Annotated in this window: 21 protein-coding genes and 2 pseudogenes; 6 read left to right on the forward strand and 17 right to left on the reverse strand. The window is 71.9% G+C overall.

What is annotated here, in order from left to right; translation table 11 throughout:
• Positions 1–21: 21 nt before the first annotated feature.
• From V6V16_RS04145 to rpmB, 8 genes are all read right to left on the reverse strand, one after another.
• A complete protein-coding gene (locus V6V16_RS04145; RefSeq protein WP_442934025.1) occupies positions 22–1,002 on the reverse strand; it encodes a choice-of-anchor M domain-containing protein in 981 nt (326 codons plus the stop codon).
• Positions 999–2,597, reverse strand: coding sequence for an anchored repeat ABC transporter, substrate-binding protein (locus V6V16_RS04150; RefSeq protein ID WP_334559579.1), 1,599 nt, complete (start codon positions 2,595–2,597; stop codon positions 999–1,001). The genes V6V16_RS04145 and V6V16_RS04150 overlap by 4 nt, the downstream gene beginning before the upstream one ends.
• Positions 2,594–4,183, reverse strand: a complete 1,590-nt coding sequence (locus tag V6V16_RS04155; RefSeq protein WP_334559654.1) for a TIGR03773 family transporter-associated surface protein — start codon at positions 4,181–4,183, stop codon at positions 2,594–2,596. The genes V6V16_RS04150 and V6V16_RS04155 overlap by 4 nt, the downstream gene beginning before the upstream one ends.
• A gap of 115 nt (positions 4,184–4,298) precedes the next feature.
• Positions 4,299–5,504, reverse strand: coding sequence for a WxL protein peptidoglycan domain-containing protein (locus V6V16_RS04160; protein WP_334559581.1), 1,206 nt, complete (start codon positions 5,502–5,504; stop codon positions 4,299–4,301).
• A gap of 123 nt (positions 5,505–5,627) precedes the next feature.
• The gene (locus V6V16_RS04165; protein ID WP_334559583.1) at positions 5,628–7,100 is read right to left on the reverse strand and encodes a choice-of-anchor M domain-containing protein; all 1,473 of its coding nucleotides are present in this window, start codon (positions 7,098–7,100) and stop codon (positions 5,628–5,630) included.
• Between the two features lie 103 nt (positions 7,101–7,203).
• Positions 7,204–7,509 carry a 30S ribosomal protein S14 gene (gene rpsN / locus V6V16_RS04170; protein ID WP_334559584.1) on the reverse strand — a complete coding sequence of 102 codons (306 nt, stop codon included), beginning with the start codon at positions 7,507–7,509 and terminating at the stop codon, positions 7,204–7,206.
• Complete coding sequence (gene rpmG, locus V6V16_RS04175; RefSeq protein WP_334559585.1) at positions 7,509–7,676, reverse strand: 50S ribosomal protein L33; 168 nt, start codon at positions 7,674–7,676, stop codon at positions 7,509–7,511. The genes rpsN and rpmG overlap by 1 nt, the downstream gene beginning before the upstream one ends.
• Entirely contained in the window at positions 7,676–7,912 is a 237-nt protein-coding gene (gene rpmB / locus V6V16_RS04180; protein WP_334559586.1) for a 50S ribosomal protein L28, read from the reverse strand. The genes rpmG and rpmB overlap by 1 nt, the downstream gene beginning before the upstream one ends.
• A 221-nt stretch (positions 7,913–8,133) precedes the next feature.
• Between rpmB and V6V16_RS04185 the strand changes: the two genes are divergently transcribed.
• The 3 genes and pseudogenes from V6V16_RS04185 (at position 8,134) to V6V16_RS04195 (ending at position 11,501) form a co-directional block, all read left to right on the forward strand.
• Positions 8,134–8,853: an SAM-dependent methyltransferase gene (locus tag V6V16_RS04185; RefSeq protein WP_334559587.1), complete on the forward strand. Its 720-nt coding sequence runs from the start codon at positions 8,134–8,136 to the stop codon at positions 8,851–8,853.
• Positions 8,854–8,888: 35 nt separating this feature from the next.
• Positions 8,889–9,082 (forward strand): annotated as a pseudogene (locus tag V6V16_RS27855) (hypothetical protein); the annotation flags it as partial.
• Between the two features lie 172 nt (positions 9,083–9,254).
• Complete coding sequence (locus V6V16_RS04195) at positions 9,255–11,501, forward strand: PQQ-dependent sugar dehydrogenase (protein WP_334559589.1); 2,247 nt, start codon at positions 9,255–9,257, stop codon at positions 11,499–11,501.
• A 188-nt stretch (positions 11,502–11,689) separates the two neighbouring features.
• Here the strand turns inward: V6V16_RS04195 and V6V16_RS04200 are convergent.
• From V6V16_RS04200 to V6V16_RS04210, 3 genes and pseudogenes are all read right to left on the reverse strand, one after another.
• Positions 11,690–11,853 (reverse strand): annotated as a pseudogene (locus V6V16_RS04200) (transposase); the annotation flags it as partial.
• A gap of 136 nt (positions 11,854–11,989) precedes the next feature.
• Positions 11,990–14,434, reverse strand: a complete 2,445-nt coding sequence (locus tag V6V16_RS04205; RefSeq protein WP_334559591.1) for an ABC transporter permease — start codon at positions 14,432–14,434, stop codon at positions 11,990–11,992.
• Positions 14,428–15,258: an ABC transporter ATP-binding protein gene (locus tag V6V16_RS04210; protein ID WP_334559593.1), complete on the reverse strand. Its 831-nt coding sequence runs from the start codon at positions 15,256–15,258 to the stop codon at positions 14,428–14,430. Before V6V16_RS04210 ends, V6V16_RS04205 begins: the two co-directional genes overlap by 7 nt.
• A 168-nt stretch (positions 15,259–15,426) precedes the next feature.
• On the opposite strand from V6V16_RS04210, the gene V6V16_RS04215 reads away from it, so the two are divergent.
• Positions 15,427–16,584, forward strand: a complete 1,158-nt coding sequence (locus V6V16_RS04215) for a sensor histidine kinase (RefSeq protein ID WP_334559594.1) — start codon at positions 15,427–15,429, stop codon at positions 16,582–16,584.
• Complete coding sequence (locus V6V16_RS04220) at positions 16,581–17,249, forward strand: response regulator transcription factor (protein ID WP_334559595.1); 669 nt, start codon at positions 16,581–16,583, stop codon at positions 17,247–17,249. The genes V6V16_RS04215 and V6V16_RS04220 overlap by 4 nt, the downstream gene beginning before the upstream one ends.
• 363 nt (positions 17,250–17,612) lie before the next feature.
• Here V6V16_RS04220 and V6V16_RS04225 read toward each other — a convergent pair whose 3' ends face one another.
• A complete protein-coding gene (locus tag V6V16_RS04225; protein WP_442934028.1) occupies positions 17,613–18,698 on the reverse strand; it encodes a serine hydrolase domain-containing protein in 1,086 nt (361 codons plus the stop codon).
• Between the two features lie 925 nt (positions 18,699–19,623).
• Between V6V16_RS04225 and V6V16_RS04230 the strand changes: the two genes are divergently transcribed.
• On the forward strand, positions 19,624–20,112 hold the full coding sequence (locus V6V16_RS04230; protein WP_334559599.1) for a hypothetical protein: 489 nt from the start codon (positions 19,624–19,626) through the stop codon (positions 20,110–20,112).
• A 670-nt stretch (positions 20,113–20,782) separates the two neighbouring features.
• Here V6V16_RS04230 and V6V16_RS04235 read toward each other — a convergent pair.
• The 5 genes from V6V16_RS04235 to V6V16_RS04255 all read right to left on the reverse strand — a co-directional run bounded on the left by V6V16_RS04235 (position 20,783) and on the right by V6V16_RS04255 (position 25,146).
• Positions 20,783–21,076 carry a hypothetical protein gene (locus V6V16_RS04235; RefSeq protein WP_334559601.1) on the reverse strand — a complete coding sequence of 98 codons (294 nt, stop codon included), beginning with the start codon at positions 21,074–21,076 and terminating at the stop codon, positions 20,783–20,785.
• A 312-nt stretch (positions 21,077–21,388) separates the two neighbouring features.
• A complete protein-coding gene (locus V6V16_RS04240; RefSeq protein WP_334559603.1) occupies positions 21,389–21,907 on the reverse strand; it encodes a hypothetical protein in 519 nt (172 codons plus the stop codon).
• A 71-nt stretch (positions 21,908–21,978) separates the two neighbouring features.
• Positions 21,979–22,584 carry a hypothetical protein gene (locus V6V16_RS04245; protein WP_334559605.1) on the reverse strand — a complete coding sequence of 202 codons (606 nt, stop codon included), beginning with the start codon at positions 22,582–22,584 and terminating at the stop codon, positions 21,979–21,981.
• Positions 22,574–23,470: a GNAT family protein gene (locus tag V6V16_RS04250; protein ID WP_334559606.1), complete on the reverse strand. Its 897-nt coding sequence runs from the start codon at positions 23,468–23,470 to the stop codon at positions 22,574–22,576. Before V6V16_RS04250 ends, V6V16_RS04245 begins: the two co-directional genes overlap by 11 nt.
• Positions 23,467–25,146, reverse strand: coding sequence for an AMP-binding protein (locus V6V16_RS04255; protein ID WP_334559607.1), 1,680 nt, complete (start codon positions 25,144–25,146; stop codon positions 23,467–23,469). The genes V6V16_RS04250 and V6V16_RS04255 overlap by 4 nt, the downstream gene beginning before the upstream one ends.
• Between the last annotated feature and the right edge of the window lie 82 nt (positions 25,147–25,228).

The following is a 25,228-nucleotide window of genomic DNA, read 5'->3' on the forward strand; positions in this document are numbered from 1 at the left end:
GCCCTTCGATGTCGAGCACTCTCACGGCTTCTTCTCCGACGGTGCGGCGGCGCGTTCCCGTTCGGCTCGCCGCTTCGCGCCGCGCCCGCCTAGGAGCAGCAGGACCAGGCCGATAGACAGCAGGACGGCTGCGCCCGTCAGCCCCACCGCGAGCAGGCTGCCGGAACCGTCGGTCCGATCGGCGGCCTCGGTCCGGTCCGTCCCGGACCCGACCTGACCGGCCGCCAACGGGATGTCCGCCGCCGCGGCGTACGCCTCGTCGGCGCTGGTGGCGTCTCCCACCGCGAAGCGCAGCGTACGGGTCGCTGACACCGTCTCGCCTCCGATCAGTTCGGCGGAGATCTGCACCGCGACCAGGTAGACGCCGGGTGCGGTGAAGACCCAGTTGGCGTGGGTGTGGGTGTTGACCTCGGCCCAGAAGGGCTGCGCCTTCGGCTCGGTGGATCGCCACAGCGGCTGAGGAGCGGCGAAGTTGCCCGCCTGCAGATACGTCGTGAGGGTCCCCGGCCCCCGTACGCCGAGCAGGGTCAGGGTGACCCCGCGGTCGATGCTCTGCATCACCCGGGGGTCCTGGGTGTTCCAGCCGAGCCAGACGACATCGGGGTTCTGCACCTGCGGCACCACATGCACCCGCTTGCCGGCGTCGACGCCGAGGAAGGCGTACGCCGGGTCGTCCGGAACGGTCTGCAGCGCGGCGTCGGAGACTCGCAGGAGGGTCTGGTCGGGGTTGCGCCACACCGGTCGTTCCTGCGTGCCGTCGTGGATCAGCAGCGTCCACTGGTTGTCGACGTAGCGGGGGCCGAGGTCGACATGTCCGGCGGAGAGTTCCGCCCGACCGGTCGTCAGGGGCTGGTCGGCGGCGATCGACTGGCCGAGACCCGGGGTGGGCTCCTTCGCCGTCGCGGGAGTCTGGGCCGCCGTAAGCACGATGAGCGTCACCAACGCGCATCGCGCGACCAGCCCGGTTGCGCGGGTGCGCGGTCGCGCCCGTCCTGCCGTCACTGGTTCCTCCCCTGCTTGTCGGTGGTCAGGCACTTGTGCAGCGACTCGGCGTTGAACCGCATCATCTGCGCGTAGCTGGTGATGTCGCCGTCGAGGGTGTCGCCGTAGATCGGACACACCCGTAGTCCCTCTTCCCGGGCCACCTCCGTCAGGGTGGTGGAGCGGGCAGCGAGGCCGGGTTCCAGGAACACCGCGGGGATCTTCAGGTTGCGGATGGTCTCGGTGAGCCGGCGACGGTCGGCCAGGCTCGGCTCGGTAGCTGGATTCGGGGTGACGAAGCCGGAGATCCGGACACCGTACGCCTGCCCCAGGTAGCCGAACGCGTCATGCGTGGTGACCAGGTGCCGTCGCGACGGCGGGATCCGGGCGATGGTGTCCCGAACGTCAGTGTCGAGCTTCTCCAGTTCCCGGATGTAGGCCGAGGCGTTCGACTGGTAGGCGGGCGCGCCCTGGGGGTCGGCCCCGATGAGGGTGTCGCGGATGAGCTCGGTGTAGGAGATGGCGTTGCGGACGTTCTGCCACAGGTGCGGGTCGATCTCGCCGTGCACGTGCTTGCCGAGGACCGCCTGCGGAAGCTGGTAGACCTGGGTGCCGGGCCGGCCGAGGAACCGGAACTTCCGGTCACCGGGCACCTCGAGCAGCGCCTTGCTCGGTACCTCGATGACGGTGCGGGCCGGATCGTAGACCCGCTGGTTCGCCTCTCCGCTGCCCTCGGGGTCGGCGAACAGGTAGAGACGCCGCTGGTCCAGGTCGACGGTGAGGTCGGCGTGCCCGGAGTTCAGGACCGCCGCTCCGGCCAGGCCCGGCACCGAGTGCGGATCCACCCCGACGGCGAACGTGAACACCTGCTCGCCCATCGAGACCGGCGGCGACTGCGGATTTACGGACAGCTGCGCCCGCATGGTCAGCCGGTAGACACCCGGCTTGGTGAACGCCCAGCTCATGTGCGTGTGCGCGTCGGGCGGCAGCGTGGCGGTGTCGTCGCGGAAGCCGGTGGCGGGATCGAACCCGTCGGTGGAGTCGACGTAGAACGACGGGTTGCCGAACGACTCAGTCAGGTACGCGACCACACCCCCCGGACCGTCGGCGGAGGTTGCGCTGAGCAACACGTCCGAGGCGCGGTTCGCCCCTTGCGCCGCACCGGTGCCGCGCACCCGCATGCCCAGCCAGATGGTGTCCAGCGACACGTCCTCCACCAGCGGGATGATCTCCGCGGCGTACTTCACCGCTCCCTCGGCCAGCGAGACGTTCGGTACGCCGTCGCGCAGGTTCGCATCCAGCGCCTTGATGATGGCCTGCTCTTCCAGCAGCAGGTAGTTGCTGAACGCGACGTCGGCGTAGACGACGTCACGGATGTCGCGCAGCGACGGCTCGTAGCTGTGCGGATCGGCACCGTCGGGCACCAACGAGGTGACCGCTACCCGGTCACCGCCGACGTTGCTCACCAGGTCTCGCAGGATTCCGGTGGTCGTGACGACCTGCAGACGCTCGTCGTTCGCGCTCAATGCCACCTCGGACCGGCAGCCGGCGACCAGCCCCACGAACAGCAGCGGCAGGATCGCCCGCCGCAGCCGTGACGCGACCAGCGGGCTCACGTGTTCGCCGTTGCGGTGTCGGCGAGGCCGGCGCGACGGCGACGGGCCAGCAGCACCAGCAGCGCCCCGGCGGCGACGAGAACCACGCCGACGGCGCCGGCCGACAGCACCCAGCCGGTGCCGGTGCGCGGGAGACGGCCAGCACCGCCCTGTTCCTCCCCGTTGTTGTCCCCACCACTCGCGGGGCCGCTGCCCGGTCCGAAGCCGCTGGTCGGGTCGGTGCTCTCGCCGACGGCGATGGTCAGCGTCTTCGTGTCCGTGACCGCCTTGCCCGTGGTGGTGGTGCCACTCATCTGCACCGCGAGGCGGTACAGGCCGGGCTTGCTGAACGCCCAGTTGCCGTGCGCATGGGTGTTCAGCGGAACGGCCAGCTGCTGCGGGAACGGCTTGGCGGAGTCGAACAGCACGTCGGCCTTGCCGAACGAGCCGGTCAGGAAGAGAGCGAACCGCCCCGGACCGTTGACCCCCTTGAGCGCCCAGGTGACGTTGCCCTTGACGCCGGACACGACGGACTGGTGCTGGGTGTTCCAGCCGGGCCAGACGATGCCGGCCTGCTGGGACTGCGGCAGCAGCCACACCGTGTCGCCCTGCTTGCCCAGGAACTCCGCCGCGGCCGGCACGGTGATCTTCGCGTTGTCCCTGATGTGCAGGACCACGTCGGTGGTCTCCCGCCACACGGCAGGGCTGGCGCGGTCGTCCTTGATCCGGATCGTCCAGTTGTCTCCGGAGAATTGCGGGCCCATGTCGACGTGCCCGTCGGCGATCACCTGACGGGAGCCGGTGGAGGTGTTCGCCGCCGCCTTCGCCGTCGGCGGTGCGGCTGCGGCGGGCTTCGGCGCAGCCGCAGCCTTCGAGGGTGCGGGTGCGGGTGCGGCCAGTGCCCGCGCCGGTCCGTCGGGCCGCATCGCCGGCTCGGGCGCGACCGGCAGCGGCGCCTGTTCGGCAGGGCTGATCACCGGCACACGCACCTGGTACGTCGCGTCGGCGCTGACCTTCACGCCCGAGCGCAGGGTGGCGGAGCCGGTCAGGGTGAAACGGTAGGCTCCTGCGGCGTCGAAGGCCCAGACCACACCTCCGGTACGCATCCCCACCGGTAGCTGCGCCGTCCGCGTCACGCCCGGGCGGCTGCCAAAGAGCGGGCTCGCCGTGCCGATACCGGCCAGGGTGTAGGCGGTGAAGTTTCCGGGCCCCTGCACCGAGTGCAGGGTGAGGGCGACCGTGTCGTCGGCGACGACGCCGGGGCGTACTCCGGTGGTGTCCAGGGCCGGGAACCCGGTGTCGCCGGCGGACAGTGACCACACCGCCTGGCCCGGTGTTCCGAGGAAGGCGAAGGCCCTCCCGGCCGGCACCCGGCCAGCCAGGCCGCCGTCCGGGCCGAGCACCACCTCAGCCGGGTCGCGTCCGGGCGCATCGCGGGTCGCCTGCGCGGCGTCGCGGATGCGCAGCGACATCGCAGCACCGTCGAGCGCCACGGAGACCAGGTCCGCACCGGCCGCGGTGACCGCGACCGGTTCCGCGGCGGCCGGCGCGGCTCCTGCGGCCAGCGACAGTACGACCAAGGCAAGGCTGGCGGCACCGGTACGCATGCTTTTCGTTCTCATTGCTCGCTCCCAAGGCGACGTGGTCGTTCGTGGCGGTGTGGCCGGTGGCGGTGCCCTGCGACGTGATCGAGCGCGCCGGCGCGGTACCGGCGCGGCCGTGTCACTGCTTGCCCTTCCTCGTATGGCCGATGTCCGGTCGTGAGTTGTCACGGCTCTGTCCAGGCCGATCGGCGTCTGGTGCCGAACGGTCGGGCGCTGGATCGCCGTCGCCGCCGGCTCGGGGACCCGCGCCGACGACGGCGGGGATCGCGGCATCCTGGCCGTCCGAACTCCGTTCGGTCTCCCGGCTGGCCTCGTTGCGGCCCTCCTCGCGGGCGGTGGCCACCGCCCGCGCGAACTGTCGGGCCCGCCGGCGGCGGACGGCGATCAACACCCAGACTGCGAGGGCGTGCACGGCCAGCAGGGCCAGCTGCGGCCCGGGCACCGCCCAGATCGAGGCCTGCGCCGTGTCGACCGCGGGAGGCGGATCGAGGACCTGGTCGCCCACGGCGGCGGGCGTGACGGCGGCGCTCGCGGTCAGCCGGAACAGCGGCGGGACGTCCGTCATGCGTACGGTGGTGGTCAGTTCACCGCCGGGCAGGATCTCCGGCAGGGCCGCCGCGTCCACGGAGCGCCGGCCGAGGCCGAAGGGGCCGGCCGCGTTGAGCGTGGGTCGTCCGGTGAGCCGGACGTTGCCGGTGTTCCGGACGGTGAAGGTGGCGGTGAGCGTGCCGCCGGCCAGGGGGTTGAGCGAGCCGCTGTGTCGCACCCGGAGGTTCTCGACGGTCAGCGCGGGCTGCAGCTCACCGGTCACCCGCAGGTAGATCCGCGCGCCGACCCGGTGGTCGACGGCGACCTGGTTGCCCTGGGCGTCCGCCGACGTGGCGGCGAGCGAGGCGACGATTCCCCCGGCGTGGTCGCCCGGCGTGGCGTTGCGCGGCACAGTGAGGGTGAACGGGACGTTCAGGCGGGACGTCGAGGGGATCGTCACGCTGCGTTGGCTCAGGCGGACCCAGGAGCCGACATCGGTGGGTTGCCGGCCGCCGGCCAGCAGGTCGAAGCCGCCCTGTGCGGTGGTGAACGCGTCGCTGGCGTAGAGGTTGAGGGTGAGCGGGCGCGCCGAGTGGTTGGTGACCGCGACGTAGTCGGTCAGGGTGGCGCCGGGGTCGAGCTTGTAGGTGAACGCCGGCCGGCCGTTCGGGCCCTTCGCGGTCGACGGCGCCACCCCCCAGGTTACGGCCGACGATGCGCCAGGCGTCGGTGTGGGCGGCGCCGGGGCCGCGCCGAGCAGGGCGATGCCGGTGGCGATGGCGGCGAGCAGGCGCATGGCGGAGAGGTGATCCGTTCCTCGGCGATGACGGGCGGGTGGGGTGGGCGCGGCAACGCCCGCCCACTCTGGTGACCGCCCGGTGGCTCGGCACGGCGCCGGCCACCGGGCGGGTTGAGGCGATCAGATCGCGGTGAGGGTGAGGGTCGCGGTGTAGGTCCCCGCGGCCGTCTCGGTAGGCAGGCTCAGCCGCAGGCCCGCGCCGAGCTGTGCGGTACCTCGACCGGCGCCGGGCGAGGCCGAGCCCAGCACCGCGCTGGTTCCCAGACCGCCGCCGGTTGCGACGACGTAGGGTGCCACCTGCGGGCCTGCGACCACGCCCTGCCCGGAACCCTGTGCCAGCACCCGGGGGCTCCAGCCGAGGTAGCCGGCGCTGAACGTCGCACCGTCCGGGCCGGTGAAGTCGGCCGGGATCTGTCCGGAGGCGCTCCATCCCGGCTGGCCGGCGCGGGTGTCGGTCACCGTGACCGGTCGGAGCTCACCGTTGCTCTCCCACCGGTCGCCGCTGGCGGTGAGCTGCGCTGGCGGCAGTACCACGGCCCGGTCGTCCGGGTTGACGCTGATCACCAGGGAGCCCTGCGTCTCGTCGATCGACGCGGTGATCGTCTGCGTCGTGCCGGGGTCCTGCGGCGGGAACGCCACCCGGAGAGTGACCGGCTCGCTGGTCGCGGCGACGCGGTGGTCGTCGTCGTAGAGCTTGGCCACGTACTCGCAGGCGTTCAGCTCCCGAGTCGCGGTGAAGGAGTAGCTCGCGCCCGCCTCTCCCGCGATGACGGTCCAGTCGGCCGCGCCGGGGCACTTGCTGAACCAGTGATAGTGGTCCAGTTCGGTCCGCGGGGTCTGCACCGCGTTGAGCGTGACGGTGTCGTTGGGCTGGTACTCGTCGGCCATGCCGCTGATCGACAGGTCGACCTGCGGTCCGCTGCCGGGCAGTTCACCCACGACGAACGAGTAGTCGACGGGCCCGGTGCTGAGCGTGGTGCCGTTGGCCAGGGTCGCGTCGGCCTGGAACTTCAGGGTGTAGCTGCCCAGCGCGCTGAACGCCCAGTTCGAGTGCGCGTGGGTGTGCACCGGGACGTCGATCGCGTCGGGCAGCCCGTCGTCGCCGCGGAACTTGACGATCGGACCGCCGAACGAGTCCTGGGTGAACAGCGTGACGTTGCCCGGTCCCTGCACGCCGACCAGGCTCAGCCGCACCTTGTTTCCCTCGAACACCCCCGAGTCGAGCGTCGTGGTGTTCCAGCCCGGCCAGAGCAGATCCGGATCCTGGGTCATCGGCAGCAGCCAGACCTGGCTGCCGGCCTGCCCGAGAAAGGCGAACCGGGGGTCGTCCGGGACGGCCATGGCCGCCTCCGGCAGGACCTGGAACGTCACGTCCGCCGGGTCCCGCTCGACCGCGGGGCTGACGGTGTCGTCGTTGACCTTCAACGACAGCTTCCCGTCGCTGTAGTGCACGTCGACCGCGTCGGTGTGCCCCTTGGACAGCACCACCTTCTCCGCCGCCGACGCAGCCGTGGGCGCCAGCACCGTACCGGCGACCACCACCGCCCCGGCGACCAGGGCCGCGAAACCGCGGACCCTCACTGTCGCATTCATACCTCCCCCTTCACACCGCGCACGCCTGCGCGCGGTAATACGTGCGATCCGAACCGGCGGTGCTGCGCCGCCCGGTCTCTCCGGCCCGGACGGTGTGGCGGCGTCACCACGACGCCTTGCGTACTCCGGGCATCTCGCCGCGTAGTGCCAGCTCGCGGAAGCGCACCCGGGACAACCCGAACCGGGACAGCACCCCACGTGGACGGCCGTCGACCTGGTCCCGCGACCGCAGCCGCACCGGGCTCGAATCCCTCGGCAGCCGGCTGAGCCGGCGGACCGCCCCGGCACGTACGTCCGGGTCGGTGTCCGGGTGACCGACCAGCCGCTTCAGCTCCGCGCGTGCTCGCGCGTGCCGAGCCACCAGTTCCTCGCGGCGGGCCTGCCTGTCGACCAGGCTCCTCCTGGCCATCAGCGCGCCTCACGGAACTCGACGTGCCGGCGTACGACCGGGTCGTACCTGCGCAGGACGAGGCGGTCGGGGTCGTTGCGGCGGTTCTTGCGGGTCACGTACGTGTAGCCGGTGCCGGCGGTGCTGCGCAGCCGCACGATCGGACGCACGTCGCTCTGCCGGGCCATCAGAGCTTCACCCCCCGGGCACGCAGCTCGGCCACGACCGCCTCGACGCCCCTGCGGTCCACGGTCTTCAGCGCCTTCGCGGTCAGGGCCAACCGCACCCAGCGCCGCTCCGAGGGCAGCCAGTAGCGGTGGTTCTGCAGGTTCGGGTTCCAGCGGCGGCGGGTGCGTCGGTGGGAGTGGGACACGGCGTTGCCGAAGCTTGGCTTCGCGCCGGTGACGTCACAACGTCGGGACACAGTGTTCGCTCCTCGGTCAGAGGCACAACGATAACGACAACGGTTTTCAGTATTGCATCAGCCGATCGGCCAGTTCCACCCCGGGGTCGTCGACGATCGCGACAGAGCAGTCCGCAGCGGTCGTGGGACGTGCTCGCCAGCGGCCTGGACGGCTTCGGTGTGGTGCGCGGCAGCCCGCACCACCCAGTGGCAACGGAAACGGTTTGCATTATGGTGGCGCTGTGAGTGACGAGTACGCGATCTCCGCGGAGTATCTTCACCTGCTCAGCGAGCCGGCCTGGCGGGCCCTGCGCACGCCGGTGACCGAGGCGTTGCGCGGCGCGGCCGGTGACGCGACGTTGCTCGACGTGGGCGCCGGCAGTGGTCTAGGTACCGAGGTGCTCGCCGCCACCGTCTCGGACGCCGACGTGGTGGCGGTGGAGCCGTCGCCTGTGCTGCGGGCGGTGCTGCTGTCCCGGATGACCGCGCGACCCGACCTGCGGCAGCGGGTGACCGTGGTGGCCGACGACGCCCTCGGTGCCGATCTACCCGCCCGACTCGGCGCGGTGCTGGCCATGAACATGATCGGCCACCTCGACCCGGAGGGACGCCGGACGTTCCTGCGCCGGGTGGCCGACCGCCTCGTCCCCGGCGCGCCGTTGGTGCTGAACCTGCAACCACCGGCGGAGCCGACCCCGATTCCGTTCTCGGTCTTCGCCGTTCCGGTCGGCCGCTACACCTACGAGGGCGGCGGCTCCGCCGAGCCCTCCGGCCCGGACACGGTGACCTGGCGGATGCGCTACCGGGTACTGGACGCCGACGGTACCGTCCTGCGGGAGGACCACGCTCGCCACCACTGGCACGTCATCTCCGCCGAGCTCCTGCTCGCCGAGCTCGCCGACGCGGGCCTATCCGGCGAGATCGGGTCGCTGGACGTCGTCCGGGCCGTGCGCCGGCCCTGAACCAGCTCTGCACCGCCGCTTCATCCGTCGAGCCGCACGCCAACCCGGGCCGACACGGCGACCGGCTCCCGGAACATGAACTGGACAGCGCGGTCCGGTCCTTCACCCGGCACCTGATGCCGCACTGACCAACATCGCATCGTCGAGGTCCCCGCTCGGTCGACACCATGGCAGCAGTCGGTCGAGCGGGGCCCGGACAATGCGGCGGCCTACGGGGTCGTTGATCTAGAGGCCGGGCCGCGGGCCAGTGCCTCCCTCACGCCCGCCCACGTGAGACCTCGGCCTCGGAGGCCGCTCTCCGGCCGAGACCCGGCGAGGACAGTGGGCTGTCATTTAAGCGACAGTCGCTTGATCGGGCTCTGTCTATATCATGGCGCTGTTGCCTACCGCTGGAGGACAGCATGCGCCGCAACCGTTGGCTGACCGGCATACTGACCGTGTCGCTGGTCGTCGTGACGGCCTCCGCCGGTTGGCCGGAGCCGGCGGCTCAAGCGGCGACAGTGCCGACAGGGTTTCAGGAGCAGATCGTCTTTGCTGGGCTGAGCCAGCCGACGAACATCGAGTTCGCCGCGAACGGCAAGGTCTTCGTCGCCGAGAAGGGCGGCAAGATCAAAGTCTTCGACAGCATCGCGGACCCCACTCCGACCGTGTTCGCCGACCTGTCGGCCAACACCCACAACGTGTGGGACCGAGGGCTGCTCGGCCTGGCGCTGGCTCCGGGATTCCCCGCTGATCCGTGGGTCTACGTCCTCTACACCTACGACGCCCCACCCGGGCAGAGCGCCCCGTACTGGAACGACAGCTGCGACAGCGTCGCCGGCGGCGCCAACGGCGGCAAGTGCCTCGTCACCGGCCGGCTGTCCCGGCTGCAGGCCAACGGTGATGTGATGACCGGGACCGAGCAGGTCCTCATCCAGGACTGGTGCCAGCAGTTCCCGTCCCACTCGGTGGGGGACCTGGGCTTCGGCGCCGATGGCAAGCTCTACGCCACCAGCGGTGACGGCGCGAGCTTCAGCGCCACCGACTACGGGCAGCTCGGCAGCCCCGCCAACCCGTGCGGCGACCCCGCCAACGAAGGCGGTGCGCTGCGGTCGCAGGACTCCCGTTCGGCCGCCGACCCGACCGGGCTCAACGGCGCCGTACTGCGGCTGGAGCCGGCGACCGGCGCCGCCGCGGCGGGCAACGCCAACATCGGCTCCGCCGATCTGAACACCCGGCGGATCGTCGCGCAGGGACTGCGCAACCCGTTCCGGTTGACCGTCCGACCGGGCACCAGCGAGATCTGGACCGGCGACGTCGGCTGGACCGCCTGGGAGGACATCGAACGGATCGTCAACCCGACGGCGACGCCGGCCAACTTCGGCTGGCCCTGCTACGAGGGCGCCGCCCGCAACACCAGCTACGACAGCGCCAACCTGCCCCTGTGCGAGACGCTCTACACCGGCAGCGGGCAGACCGCGCCCTACTTCACCTACCACCACAACGCGGCCGTCGTCGATGGCGAGACCTGCGCCAGCGGCGGTGACTCCCTCTCCGGCCTGGCGTTCTACCCCACCAGCGGCGGGTCCTACCCGCCGGCGTACCAGGGAGCTTTGTTCTTCGCCGACAACTCCCGGGGCTGCATCTGGGCGATGAAACCAGCGACCGCTGGCGGTCTGCCGTCGACGACGAACATCGCGACGTTCGTCCAGTCCGCCGCCAGCGTCGTCGATATGGCCATCGGTCCCGGCGGGGAGCTCTACTACGCCGACATCAACGGAACGGTACGGCGTGTCCGCTACTTCCCGGCCAACCAGCCGCCGGTCGCCCAACTGTCGGCCACCCCCGTCACCGGCCCAGCCCCGCTGACCGTGTCGTTCAGCGGGACCGGATCTACCGACACCGACCCCGCGGACCAGGGACGACTCACCTACCAGTGGGACTTCACCAACGACGGCTCCTGGGACGCCACCACCGCGACCACCAGTTACACCTACCCCACGAGCGGCACCCACACCGCCAAGCTGCGGGTCACCGACACCCTCGGCGCCTACGACGACGAGACCGTGACCATCCAGCCGGGCAACACGGCACCCGTTGCCGTCATCGACACCCCCACCGCTGCTGTCACCTGGAAAGTCGGCGACCCGCTGTCGTTCACCGGCCACGCCACCGACCCCCAGCAGGGAAACCTCCCCGCCTCGGCGCTGACCTGGCAGCTGCGGATCCAGCACTGCGCCACCCCCACCAGCTGCCACAGCCACGTCGTGCAGAACTGGAACGGCACCGCGAGTGGCTCGTTCATCGCTCCAGACCACGAATACCCGTCCTACCTCGATCTCGCGCTCACCGCGACGGACGCCACCGGCCTGACCCACACCACCGTGCGTCGGCTCGACCCCAAGACCGTCCAGCTGACATTCGCCACCAATCCGAGCGGAGTGAGCCTCACCGTCGGCTCCTTCACCGGCGTCGCGCCGTTCAGCCGGCAGGTGATCCAGGGCTCGGTCAACACCATCAGCGCACCCAGCAGCTACACCGTCGGCCTGCAGAAGTACCGCTTCGACCACTGGTCGGACGGCGGCGCGCAAAGCCACGTGATCAACGCGCCGACCGCCGACACCACCTACACCGCGGTCTACAAGGCGTGCCTGCTCATCCTCTGCTGACCGCTGACCGCTGACCGCACCGGGGCCGGAGACAGCGCGACCTCGCCACGGGAGAGGGCGAAGAGGCTGTCATCGGATTCAGCGCCCTGTGTAACCCGGGCAGCGGTGACGGCGAGGTAGGCGGGCCTGCTCCCCGCGCAGGCGGGGGAGATCCGCCACCGAAAAGTAGCTGATCACCACTCGGTTCCTGCCGGTGCGTCCCGCCACGGCGCACCGGCACGAACCCGCCACCGCATGCCGTCGATGAGCTGCCGCCTGCTGCACCGCGACGGTCGACCTGGCCGTTACCCGCAGGCGGCAGCCGCGCCAGGACCGCCAACCGCGCGTCGGTCAGGTCGTGCCGCCTGGTCACCGGGCGCGACCGATGACCAGGCGGCACCTACGGTCGGCGATGTCGCCGAACTCGCACCCACCGAACACGCGAGCCTGCCAGTACGTGGAGGGGATGCCACCCCCGCCGCCCGGCTCGCGGGCCCGCGCGGGTGAGGTCAGCGCTCGCCGACCATGCTCGGATGGCCGACCGGGGACCGGGCGGGACGGTGACGCAGTGACCGCCAGGTCGGCAGCGCGCTCGCCAGCACCGCCAGCAGCAGGCAGAGCCCCACCACTCCGCCGACCACCGACCACGGCACCACCAGGTCGACCGGCGCGCCGACCTGCTCGGCGAGGCCGGCCCGGATGCTCAGCAGACCCACGAATGCGACGGCACCCCCGAGCAGCGCGCCGATCAGCACCACCAGGGCGGACTCGGCCGTGACCAGCCAGATGACCTGCCTGCGGGTCGCTCCGGCCAGGCGGATCAGCCGCAGGTCGGCCACCCGACCGACAGCGGCCAACAGCAGTGTGTTCGCCACCGCGACCGCCCCGTAGCCAGCCGAGACACCGATCAGCAGCAGCGTGAACAGCCAGACGAGGCGGTCCTCGGCGTGATCCGCTTCGGCCGCCCAACCGGACACGTCGATGATCCGCGCTCCCACCGGAGGGTCGACGCGGTCGGAGACGTACACCGCCGAGGTGAGCGCCGACGGGTCGTGCGCCCGCACCACGTGCCGGGGCAGGAGCAGGTCGCCGGGGACCGAATCGTCGGTGACGACAGCGACGACGCGCAGCGACACCGACTCGCCGTCGGCGAAGACCAGTGCGTACGGCTCGGACGGCAGCCGGTTCGCCGAGTCGGTGACGACCACCGTGTCGTCGCCGTTCAGGTCGTCCAGGGAACCGGCGACGACGGTGAGGGCCCGGTTCGCGGCGGCGAAGCCCGCCGGGTCCACGCCGAGCGCGGTCAGCGGCCGGTGCTCCGGCGACGTGCCCGGGTCGCTCTCGAAGACCGTCGTCGGCAGCAGGGCGGTGCCCCCGGTCGCCGCGACGGCCTGGTCCGACAGGCCTGGTGCGCGGTCGGGCACGACGATCCAGCCGGCGTTCACGCTCTCGGCCCGACCTGCCTCGTACGCGGCCGTGGTGGTACGCACCATCCCGGAGACCAGCACCGCGAACGCGACCGTGAGCAGCACCGGGGCGGCGGTGGAAGCCGTCCGCCGGGTCGCGGTCGACGCCCCGGCCCGGACCAGCATCCCGATCGCGCCACCCCGCCGCCGCACCGGCGAACGCAGTATCCGCACCACCGGGCCGACGACCGCCGGGGCCAGCACGGTGGCCCCGGTCACCAGGGCCATCACCGCGTAGAGGGCGAACGTCGCGGCGCTGCGGGCGTCGTCGGACGTCGCGGTGCCGAGGCTGAGGGCGCCCCCCGCCGCGACCAGCAGCACCCCCGTGGCGACCCGCGGCCGCCCGATCGGTCGCTGCTCCACCGCCGCCTCGCGCAACGCCTCCAGCGGGCGCACCCGCGCCGCTCGGCGCGACGCCGACCAGACGGCCAGCAGCGCGATCACCGGGCCGGCGGCGAGCGAGACCGCGACCGGCCAGGGTTCGTACCGGACTCGGAAGGTCGCCGGCTCGAATCCGACGTCGATCAGCAGTCGGCCCAAAACCGGGGCGAGCGCCGCGCCGACCAGGAGGCCGGTGAGCCCGGCCGTGGCACCGACGACGAGCGCCTCGGTGTCGACCATGCGGCGGACCTGACGGGGAGTGGCGCCGACGGCGCGCAGCAGCCCCAGCTCGCGGCGGCGCTGCGCGACGGTGAACGCGAAGGTGGAGGCGACCACGAAGACCGTGACGAAGCCGGCGAGGGCCGCCGTGGCGGTGAGCACCTGCATGCCGATCCAGCGGGTGCGGGCGTCACCCCGAGGCTCCAACGCGCCGCGTCCGTCGCCGGTCAGCACCTGTCCGTCGCCGCCGACGACGCCGCGAGCCGCCTCGGCGACCTCCTCGGGATCGGCACCCGGCGCGACCAGCAGGCCGATGGCCCGGACCCCGGGCGCGAGCGCGGCGGCGACCTCGTCGGCGACAAGGACGCCGGGTGCGTCGACCAGACCGGTGACGGTGTACGGCTCCGGGCCCGCCGCCGTGAGCAGGGTGACCGACCCACCGGGACGCAGCCCGAGCGCACGGTCGACGACGACCTCGCCGGCCCGCCGGGGCGGCTCGCCGGCCGCGAGACGGGTTCCGCCCAGCCGGGTGCTGGACCAGCCGTGCCCCTGGTGGGCATCCTCCCGCTGGGCATCGGTGCCCGAGGGCCGGCCGTCGACCAGCGGCTGGGCGTAGAAGGTCCGGTCCGGCACCGCCGCCGCGACGCCCGGCACCTCGACCAGCCTGCTGGTGAGTTCCGCCGCCCTGCTGGCGGACCAGGGCAGGGTCGGCGCGAACGAGTCGGCCGGCGCACCGGCCTCGGGGCTCTGCACCACGACTGCCGCCCGCGCCAGCCGGTCGGGCACCTGCGGGCGCCCGGAGGCGAGCAGCAGGGTGGTCGCCGCGACCACGGTGACGCCGATGGCGACGGCCACGAACGCGCTGGCCGACCGCCGGACGCTCAGCACGGGCGCTGCACGGCCGCCTGCGCCCTGGCCGTCTCCCGCCGCACAGTCGTCCCGCCGCTGGCCGTCCCCTGCCGGTCACTGGTCCTGCCGCTGGCCGTCTCCCGCTCGGCGATCGTCGCGGCGACGACGGCGGCGGTGATCCCGCCGGTCAGTTCGTCGACGACGCGGCCGTCGGCGAGCAGGAGGACCCGGTCGGCAGACGCGGCGGCGGCGGGGTCGTGGGTCACCATCACGACGGTCTGCCGGTGGTCGTCGACGAGCGCGCGCAGCAGCCGGAGCACCTGCCGGGACGCCGCGCTGTCCAGTGCCCCGGTAGGTTCGTCGGCGAAGACCACGGCGGGTCGGGTGATCAACGCCCGGGCCACGGCGACGCGTTGCTGCTCGCCGCCGGACAACTCGCTCGGCCGGTGCCCGGCCCGGTCGGCCAGTCCGACGGCGTCGAGCGCGGCAGTGACGTCCCGGGCCGGTGGACGGCGGCCGGCCAGGCGCAACGGCAACTCGACGTTCTGCGCCGCAGTCAGCGTGGACACCAGGTTGAACGCCTGGAAGACGAAGCCGACCCGCTCGCGGCGCAGCCGGGTCAGCTCGTCCTCGCCCAGGTCGTCGAGGCACCTGCCGTCGATCGTGACGCTCCCCTCGGTCGGCCGGTCCAACCCGGCCGCGCAGTGCAGCAGGGTGGACTTCCCCGAGCCCGACGGGCCCATCACGGCGGTGAACGTACCGCTGGCGAAGCTGGTCGTCACGCCGTCGAGCGCCGTCACCCGGCGGGCTCCGGTGCCGTACACCGCGCGCAGCCCTGTCAGGGTCACCGTATGTCTGGTCATGACCGCCAGGGTGCCGGCTCCGGCGGGTGCCGGGCGTCGTGCCGGTGTGGACACTTTCCGGCCCTTCCCCGGGCGGATCCGGGTCCGGTACGCGGCCGGACGTCATACCCGGGGACGACCACCCGCAGGCGGACGCCGCCGGCCCGGGCGGCCGATACGCTCTGACGGGTGACTGCCCTCCTGCTGACCCGGCGGCTGCGGCCGGCGGAGCTGGCCACCGTGGACGCCGCGCTCTCCGTGGCGGTCGGCGGGCTGCTCTGCCCGTACGCGGCGCTGGAATCGCCGCTGCACGGCGGCGTACGCGAGCCGCTCTGGGTGTCGGTGCTCGTCGGGATGGCCCTCGGGCTTCCGTTGGCCGTCCGGCGGCGGTGGCCGGTCACCGCCGCCGTCGTGATCAGCTCCGTCGCCGCTGTTGCCCTGATCACCGGCGTGATCCCCAACTATGCCGCCGCCGCGCCCGCGCTCGCCATCGGCCTGTCCTTCTACACGGTGGCCGTGGCGACGAGCACGCGCCGGTCGAGGTTCTGCGCCGTCGGCTGCCTCGCGCTGGTGAGCGTCGCCCTGGTGCTGACCGCGGGCGACCTCTGGTCGCGCTCCGGCGCGGTCGTCTACGCCGTCGTCATGATCGCGCCCGCCTGGGTGATCGGCTGGCTGGTCCGCGAGCGACGCGCCCTCGCCGCCCGTCAGGGCGAGCACCTGGTCCGCCAGGCCGCCGCCGAGGAGCGGTTACGGGTGGCGCGCGAACTGCACGACGTGGTCGCGCACACGCTGAGCCTCATCGTGGTGAAGGCGGCCGTCGCCAATCATGTCGCCGAGGCCGACCCCCGCGAGGCGGGGGCCGCCCTGCGGGTCATCGAAGAGACCGGACGCAACGCACTGACCGACGTCCGCCGGGTGCTCGGCGTGCTGCGCGAGGGCACTCCGTACGCCCCGACACCCGGGCTGGCCGAGCTGCCCGTGCTCGCCCAGCAGGCGGCGATCGGCGGTGTCGACGTACGGCTCGACGTACATCGGGAGGAACCGGCCGGCGCGGTGCCGGAGTCGGTGGGCCTGGCGGTGTACCGGATCATGCAGGAGGCGGTGACCAACGTGGTGAAGCACGCGGCGCCGGCCACCTGCCGGGCGACGGTGACCGTCACACCTCGCGAGGTCAGGGTCGAGGTGACCGACGACGGCCGGCGTCCGGTCCTGACCGGCGGGGAGGGACACGGGCTGATCGGCATGCGGGAACGGGTGGCGTTGCACGGCGGTGAGTTCCGCGCCGGGCCGCGCCCGGACGGCGGCTTCGCGGTGACGGCCAGTCTGCCCTACCGGGTGGCCGCGTGATCCGGGTGCTCATCGCCGACGACCAGGCGCTGCTGCGCGGCAGTTTCCGGCTGTTGGTCGATCTGGCCCCGGATCTCACCACGGTTGGTGAGGCGGGCACCGGCGTGGAGGCCGTGGCGGCGACCACCGAGTTCCGGCCGGACGTGGTGCTGATGGACGTGCGGATGCCGGAGATGGACGGCATCGAGGCGACCCGACGGATCTGCGGCGACCCGGCGACGGCCGGCACGAGGGTCATCATCCTGACCACGTTCGACCTGGACGAGTACGTCTACGGGGCGCTGCGCGCCGGGGCGAGCGGGTTCCTGCTCAAGGACACCCCGCCGGCGGAGCTGCTGGCCGGCATCCGGGTGGTGGCCGCCGGCGAGGGGCTGCTCGCGCCCACGGTGACCCGCCGGCTGATCGACGAGTTCGCGCGTCGGCCGGAGCCGGCCCGGCCGCTGCCGCGACGGCTGGAGGGGGTGACCGAGCGGGAACGGGAGGTGCTCACGCTCATCGCCCGGGGCCTGTCCAACGCCGAACTGGCCGTGCACCTCAGTCTCAGTCCGGCCACCGTCAAGACGCACGTCGGGCGGTTGCTCACCAAGCTGGGCGTACGTGACCGGGCCCAACTGGTCATCGTCGCCTACGAGACGGGCCTGGTCGGGCCGGGCGGCCCACGCTGAGCGGACCGCCCGTACGAGTCGGCCGCCGACGCCGCGCGGGGAGGCGGCTGGCCCGTCGACCGCGTACCGGGCCGGCATCTGCACCAGTCGGTCGATCCCCGGCGGTGGCGGACCGCATCCTGGCGATGACCGGCGACTGGCGGTCCCCGACCCGTTGGGGCGTGACCCGATCCGACCGGCGCGATCGGGGTGGGCATCCGACCGGCGCGATCGACGCCGCTCGAATGCGGCGCCTGAGCGGCGCGATCCGCCGCGATCGGAACGCGGCACCCGGGCGGCGCGATCCGGCATGCCGGAACGCCACGGCCCGGCCCGTGCGGCAGCCGCGACCGGAGCACGGTGTCCGGTCGCGGCTGCCGGGCGTCAGCGCCGCGGCAGTGGCCTGACCAGGGTCGGTGCGCCCGGCGCCGGGACGACCGCCGGCACCCGGGCGGCGGTGGCGCTCCGCGCCGCGACGGCGCTCTCACCGACCAGTGCCGTGTTCAGGAACCTGCCGACCGCCTCGCCGATCGGGTCCGGCGCGCCGGGCAGCGCGTAGTGCGTCACGTTCTGTGCGAGGCTCACCTGCCGCCGACCGTCCGGGGTGTGCAGCGAGATGGCGCTGTGCCCGAAGACCAGGCCGTCGTGCCCCCAGACGTCGCCGGTGGGCCAGGTCATCCGGTAGAGGCCGAGCCCGTAGCCGCCGGCCTGCGGCTGGGCCGGGTCGAACGGCACGGTGGTCTTCATCGCGGCCAGTTGGGCCGGGCGGAGCAGCCGGCCACCGAGCAGCGCCCGGAAGAAGGTGTTCAGGTCGGCCATGGTCGAGACGAGCGCCCCGGCCGTCCAGGCCCAGGACATGTTGCTGACGCTGAAATCGCGCAGCTCGCCCTCGTACCACGGGACGTAGCCCCTGCTGTGCGGGCCGGCGATCCAGGGACGCAGGCCGGGGAAGTACGTCTGCCGCAGCCCGAGCGGCCGGAGGATCCGCCGGTGCACCTCGTCGGTGGCGGACCGGCGGGTGACCCGCTCGATGATCAGCCCGGCCAGGATGTAGTTGGTGTTCGAGTAGGAGAAGGCCTCGCCCGGTGCCCCGGTCGGCGGCTGACCGAGGCCGGACCGGACGAGTTGGCGCGGCGTGAACGTGGTGGACCGGTGCCGCTCGATGTCCTCCGGGGTGGCGAAGATGACGTGGTCGTAGTCGCTGATCCCGCTGGTGTGGTCGAGCAGCATCCGGACGGTCACCCCGGCGACCGCGAACTCCGGAAGGTACCGGCCGATCGGGGCGTCCAGCGCGATCCGGCGCTCACCGACGAGTTGCAGCAGCGTCGCGGCCACGAAGGTCTTGGTGATGCTGCCGACCCGGTGCTGGAACCCGGGCAGCACCGGTCGACCGGTCGTCACGTCGGCCACCCCGCTGGCGCCCCGCCACCGGTCCCGTCCGTCGCGCGCCTCGGCGAACACACCGGGCATGCCGGCCTCGGTGATCGCGCGCAGGTCGGCGGTGAGCGCCGCGTCCGGCAGCGACCCGGCGGGTGGACGGCCGGCCGCGAGTGCCGGGCCGGCACCGGCCAGCAGGGGCGTCGCGAGTGCCGTACCGGTGGTGGCCAGCAGGAAACTGCGGCGTGACAGGTGCATGTCGCCTCCCGTGTGACGTAACTGCCGCTGATGTTGCCACGGGCCGCCAACCGGAAACGTCGGTCTGCGGACCCATATCGGCCTCCCCACCGGGGATGACCCACTTGGGAGAATCCGTCCGACCAGCGACGGAATGCACCGACGATGATGTCCGATATGGTGCCGGTTCATTTGACCGTCGAAGCTGTCCGTCCTCGTCCTCGTCCTCGCCGTCGTCGTGCTGACCACCGGCACCGGTGCCGCCTGGCGGCCCCGACCCGAGCTGACAGCTCACCGAGACAGGAGTGCCCTCCCGGCTGCGCGGGCTCGCCCCGGTCGACAGCCGGGTCGCCTGGGCCAGCGGCAGCCACAATTCCGTGCCGCGCACGCGTTCGCGCTCAGCGGCGGCGAGCACCTGGTCGCGATGCCCGCCCCGGTCACCCGCCGTTTGGACGTCTACCTCGCCGCCGCTCGGCTGCCGGTGCCGGCCGGGCAGGCCGGCGCCCCTCCGCGCCGGCCGCTGGGCGTGCACGGCCAGCGGGCCCGTCCGTAGTTTCCAGACCAAAAACAACGCTAAGCAGTTGATCTAGGTCCAAACCTGGCCGGCAGCGCTTGCCGCCGTGGCCGGCGCGTGAGCCGGACGGCAGGTACCGGCCACTGCGGCGGTCCTCGTTGCGGAACGCGGCCGGGACTGAAGACAATGGATCGCGAACATCACTATCGAGCGTGCCGCCGACGGCGAGCCGGCCGACGCGACGGGACGAACCGACGAAGGAAGCCCGTGATGATCGGCCCTACGGATCCACCGCTTGGGGACGAGTACCGCCCGCGGCACGAGGAACGGTTTCCCGAGAAGCTGGCATGGTCCCTGTACGCCGTGATCATCGCCAGCACCGTGCTTCTCAGCCGGACCGTTGTGCACGAGTCGCGCTGGTGGGCCGTCTTCATCGTGACCGTCTCGGCGCTCCCGGCCCTTTTCGTCACCAGCATCACGGCGTGGACAACGCTCAACGAAGCACTGCCTGCACCTCTCCGGCGAGTCATCGCGGCCTTGTCGGCCGGGTCCCTCGCGTACGCGGCCCACCGGTTCGGAATATCGACCATCCTGATCTGCGTGGGTGCCTTCTCCGTCGGCTTGCTCGTCGCCGCGTATCCGGTGCACCTGGTCATCGACGGCTGGCGCAGCCGCGGAGGCCGATTCGACCACCTGCGAGAACCGCTCACGGCCGCCCGTGTGCACGTCCTGTACGCAACTGCGGCCGCACCATAATCCGCTGCGTGGTTGGGTGGCTGGGGATGCCGAGGCGCTGAGGGCCGCAGGGGGCGCGGTGACGGCGTCGGACTTGGGCTTAAGTTCGCAGGTCATGCAGCTTTTGATGTATGCCTCTTCGACCCGTTCGAGCCACTTCCCGGATGAGCCCAGCTCGGAGTCCCGTGGCGGCGCCTGGTGGTCCCAGCTACGCGCCAAATCCCTACCACCCCAGTACGAATCAGAGGCCGTTGGCCAGGGAGAACACCCCGGTCGACGGCCATTTTTCGTGCTGTCGGGACGGCCGGATTCGAACCGACGACCCTTTGACCCCCAGTTACATAACGATAATGTTTCGGCATGCTGGACCGTGCCGATAAGTATATAAATCAGGGCCCTCTGACCTCCCCGGCAGTCCGATGTCGGTAAGTGCCTCGACCTTCGCCCTCCGGAGTTCCGGCCTGTGACCAGGGTTGTGACCATGGCAAGTCAAGTGCGCGGCCTGCCGCGTCGCTCGGCTTCTTGACGCCGTCATGCCCGCTCTGCTATGCCCAGCCCTGACACCGCCGTCACGGGTGCCGAGCACCCGCACACCTCGATGACGGGAGGAGGACCGGGCAGGGGGCCTTGTGGGCTGATCACCCGGCCGAGGAGGTCGTACGTGGTGGTGGGGTGACCGCACGCGCAGCGCTCAGTGTTGCGGTTCTCGCCCGACGCGGTGGCCGGGTGCGGCGCCGGCTCCTCTGGCGCGGCGCACCTCGGCCCCGAGGGCCGCCAGCCGGCGCAGCATCCGCACCCGCCGGCTCCAGCGGAACGGCGTGGCGACGGGTACGCCGAGGCTCGCGGCGGCCCGGTCGAGGCTGTCCTCGATGAGTGCGTCGTGCAGCGGCCGGAAGAACAGGGGCCAGGTCAGCCATGCCGGCCACCCGGTCGCCATGATGAGGGTGTGCCGCAGGACGGCGCCGCCGTCGTCAGCGGGCCGCACCACGTACTCGTGGAAGCCGTGGAAGCCGGTCGGTGCACGGAACCGGAAGCGGACGTGGCTCCCTGGCCCGTACGCCTCCACGTGGTAGCGGACCGGGCCGTGTCCACCGGCGGCGCCGAGACCGAGCGGACGGTCGAACCGCGTCGCGGGCCACCGGTCGCTCGGCCACAGGCGGTCATCCGGTCCGGCCAGCTATTCGATCAGCGCGCCGACCGCGACCGGCGGAGCTGGCAGGTGCCGATCGTGTGCGTTCCGGATCACCGACGCACCCTCTCGGAGAGAGCGCTGATCTGCAAGATCAGCCTGAAGGGCTCACTTCTTGATCTGCCAGACGGCGTGCACGAGTCTGCCGGTCACGAGCTGCACGTAGCCGCCGCTCGCCGCCCCCGTCGGCACGTCGAAGAAGAAGCGGCCGTGCGACGCCTGACCGACCGCGGTGAAGTTCACCGACTTCAGTCGGGGCGAGGCGGCCTGGTCGCTGACCTGTGCCGGATGCGTCGCCTGGGCGTTGTCCCGGAAGATGAAGTTCTCCGGCCCTCCGGTGACCGGTTTCCCGGCCTTCACCAGCGTGATGTCCACGCTGACGACCAGGTGCTCCCGGCCGGCGGCCTGCGGGGACAGATCCGCCCCGGTCACGGTCACGCTGGCCAGACCGTCCCCGAAGAGGTCGATCGCGGCCTCCTGGCCGAGCCGCAGGACGGGTACCGGGGTGGCCGTCTCCTCCGGGACCGCGGTGACCTCCGGGGCGGCCTGCGGGGTGGCCGGGTCGGCGCACCCGCCGAGTGGGATGAGTGCTCCGGCGAGCAGCAGTGGCAGCCAGCTTCTTCTCATGCGGATCGTCCCTCGTGGTTGGGGGGCCGGCGGGCGCACCGCGCTGGGTACGCCCGCCCGACTGGGGTGGATCAGCCCACACCGGTCCAGCCCGCGAACGGGGTGCCGTAGTGCAGGTTGTGCTTGTACACCTGGTTGTTGAAGTTGCCGGACACGACCTTCTGCGTGCCGTTGATGACCCCGACGTAGACACCGACGTGGTCGGAGTCGACCAACGGGTCACCGGAGGAGTTGTAGGTCACCGCGGCACCGGGGTAGATACCCGACGTGGTACCCGGGTGCCAGGTGCCGAAGAACTTTCCGTACCGCGCGGTGGTGCCGGCCTCGGAGTCCAGGTTCTCCCAGGCGTAGACGCCGGCGTTCTTCCAGACGTACTTGACGAAGTCGGCGCACCACGCCTGACAACCCTTGCCCCAGTGGTTCGAGTAGAAGTTGCAGTTGGAGCCCATCGGGGTCTCGAGCTTGTGGTTGCTGTTGAGCTCGTCGTAGGCGGCCTGCACGACGCGGTCACCCGTGGCCGAGTTGATGCCGACGTTCAGGACGTTCTGATCGAGGCCACTCGACTCGTCGTTGACCGCCGGGGCGGCCTGCACCGCGCCGGCGGGGGCCAGCGCGGTGAGGATCCCCATGGTGACCATGGCTCCCAGGGTCCGCTGTCGCACACTGTCAATCCGCATGTCCTACCTCCCTTTTCCTTTGCTGTCTGCCGGTTTCGAGAAGGAGTCCGTCACCCGTGACGTCCTCGGGATACAACGCGCAGATGTACTTGTCCCAGAGGCGGCCCGCGTAGTAGTCGTGCTCACGCAGCACCCCCTCCACGTGGAACAGGTGGTTCTGCCCGCTCTGTACCTGTGGCCAGTTGATGCCTGGTATCTCCATGTAGATCTTGTTGAGGGGAAACGTGTGGAAGAGGTGCCGGGCGAACAACGCCACCGCCTGAGCCGCCAGGCCGGTGCCGGTGACAGCCGGCTGGAACACGGCACCGATGTAGGTGTGCCGCAGACTCAGCTCGTCGCCGTAGGCCACGACCTGCCCGACCGGTTCGTCGTTCTCGATCCGGCGTACCACGAACTGCAACAGCACCTGGTTCCACAACTCGGCGTGGAAACGCTCTATCGGTGGCACCGATCCCCGGTAGCGCCAGCGGAAACCCGTCTCCGGCCGCACGGCGAGTGCGTACAGGAAACCGACGTCGTCCGAGGTAACCGGCATCAGGCGGAACACCGGCGTCTCCAGGACCGGCACCAACGGGTCGGGCGGGGTCCTCCGGGCGAACCGCGTGGGAAGCCCCGACATCCCGCCGTCACCTCCACCGATCTGGACGGAGAACCGGGGCGCCTTGTCCACGAGCGCCAGCAACTCGCCCACCGTCTTGGGCAGTCCGGACTCGACGGCGATCCGGACGCCCCGGGTCTGCAGCCAGGTCAGCACGCGCATCTGGGCCAGGCTGTCGAGGGCCAGCTCGTCGCGGAGCGAGATCCGGTCGGTGAGCGACTCCGCCGGCACGTCCAGCAGCGTCGCCAGTTCGGCGCGGGCGGGTACGACGTTGTCGCCTGTCGTCATCGGGCGCTCCTGTCTGCGAGGATTGCGGTGGTCGCGGTGAGGTCACCGGCGAGGTAGCGGCGTCGGGTCTCGGCCCGGCGCAACTTTCCCGACGAGGTCCTCGGCAGGCCGCCGGGGCCCAGCGTCACCACCTCGGCCGGGGTCAGGCCCACGTGCGCGGTGACGGCGACGGCCACTGCCCGGCGGACGTCGGCACTACTGGCGAGCCGGGTCTCGACCGCCACGACGAGACGGTCGCCGTGGCGCGCCGGCACGCCGAACGCGGCGGCGCCGCCGGCCCGTACACCGGCCGCGTGTGCGGCGGCCGCCTCGATGTCCTGCGGGTGGATGTTGCGCCCCGCGGCGAACAGCACATCCTTGGCCCGGCCGCAGACGACCACTTCCCCGGCCGCCAGGTAGCCCAGGTCCCCGGTCCGCAGCCAGGGCGACGGCCGGGGCGCCTCACCCCAGTAACCGCTGATCACGGACGGACCGCACACCTCGATGTGCCCGACGGTCCGCTCGTCGACGGGCGTGCCGGACGTCCGGTCGACCACCCGTACGGAGGTTCCCGGTAGCGCCCGCCCGAGACGGGTCAGGGTGTACGCCCCCGGGGCGGGTACCGCTCGGCCGTCCCGTTCGAGCACCTCGCGGTCGACCTCGTCGATCTCGATGCCCGTGCCGACGGTGGAGAAGCTGACCGCGAGCGTCGACTCGGCGAGACCGTACGCGGCGATCATCGTGTCCGGATCGAGACCGCAGCGCGCGGCGGCGGCGAGGAAGCGTCGGGTCGTCACCGGGTCGATGGGTTCGGCGCCCGAGAAGACGTGACGCAGCGAACCGAGGTCCGCCCCGGTGCCCGCGTCGAGCAGTTGGGTCATCAGCCCGAAGGCGAAGTTGGGCGCACCAGTGCAGGTCGCCCGGTGCCGGCTGATCAGCTCGAGCCAGCTGGCCGGTCGGACCGCGAAGGCCGTCGACGCCTGCAGGACCAGCGGGCACCCGCGTGACATCGGCAGGGCGAGGAAGCCGATGAGACCCATGTCGTGGAAGAGCGGAAGCCAGCTCAGCCATTTGGCGCACGTCGGGTCGAGGGCCCGCTCGCCCATGGCCGCCTCGATAGCGGCCAGGTTGGCGGCAAGGTTGCGGTGGGTGATGGGTACGCCCCGCGGGTGACTCGTCGAGCCGCTGGTGTACTGGAGTACGGCGAGGTCGCCGGGTCCGGGGAGCACCACCTCCGCCGGTGGCGTCGCGTCGGCTGAGGTGACCAGCTCGGCCAGGGTCAGCACCTCGGTGCCGGGCGGGCCGGCCAGCTCCGGCGACACCTCGGTGGCTCCGTCGGACACCGCCGTGGGGTCGACGATCACCAGTCCCGGCCGGGCGTCGGCGAGGATCCGGCGCAACTGGGCGACGTGCGGCTGCCGATCGGTACGGCCGGGCAGCGGCAGCACGGTGAAGGCGGCTCCGCGCAGCCACACCGCCCGCAGGGCCGCGACCAGGGCGGCCGTGGTGTCGCCGAGCAGACTGACCCGGCTACCCGGACCGATGCCCCGGGCAGCGAGGACGCCGGCCATTCGCCGAGCCTGGTCGTGCAGTTCGGCCCAGGTGTGACGGGTGTCGGACCGGACGTCGATCCCGGTCACGGTGAGGGTAGCGCGCGAGTCGGCGTTACCGACGAGCGCATCGACCACGGTCTTCATGGACCCAGCATCACCGGGAGGGTTCATCGAAACCGCACGCGTTTCTTCATCGGCGACGCGGACGGACGTTACCGGCCGGTTC

It is taken from the genome of Micromonospora sp. CPCC 205561, assembly GCF_036906775.1.
Taxonomy (GTDB): Bacteria; Actinomycetota; Actinomycetes; order Mycobacteriales; family Micromonosporaceae; genus Micromonospora.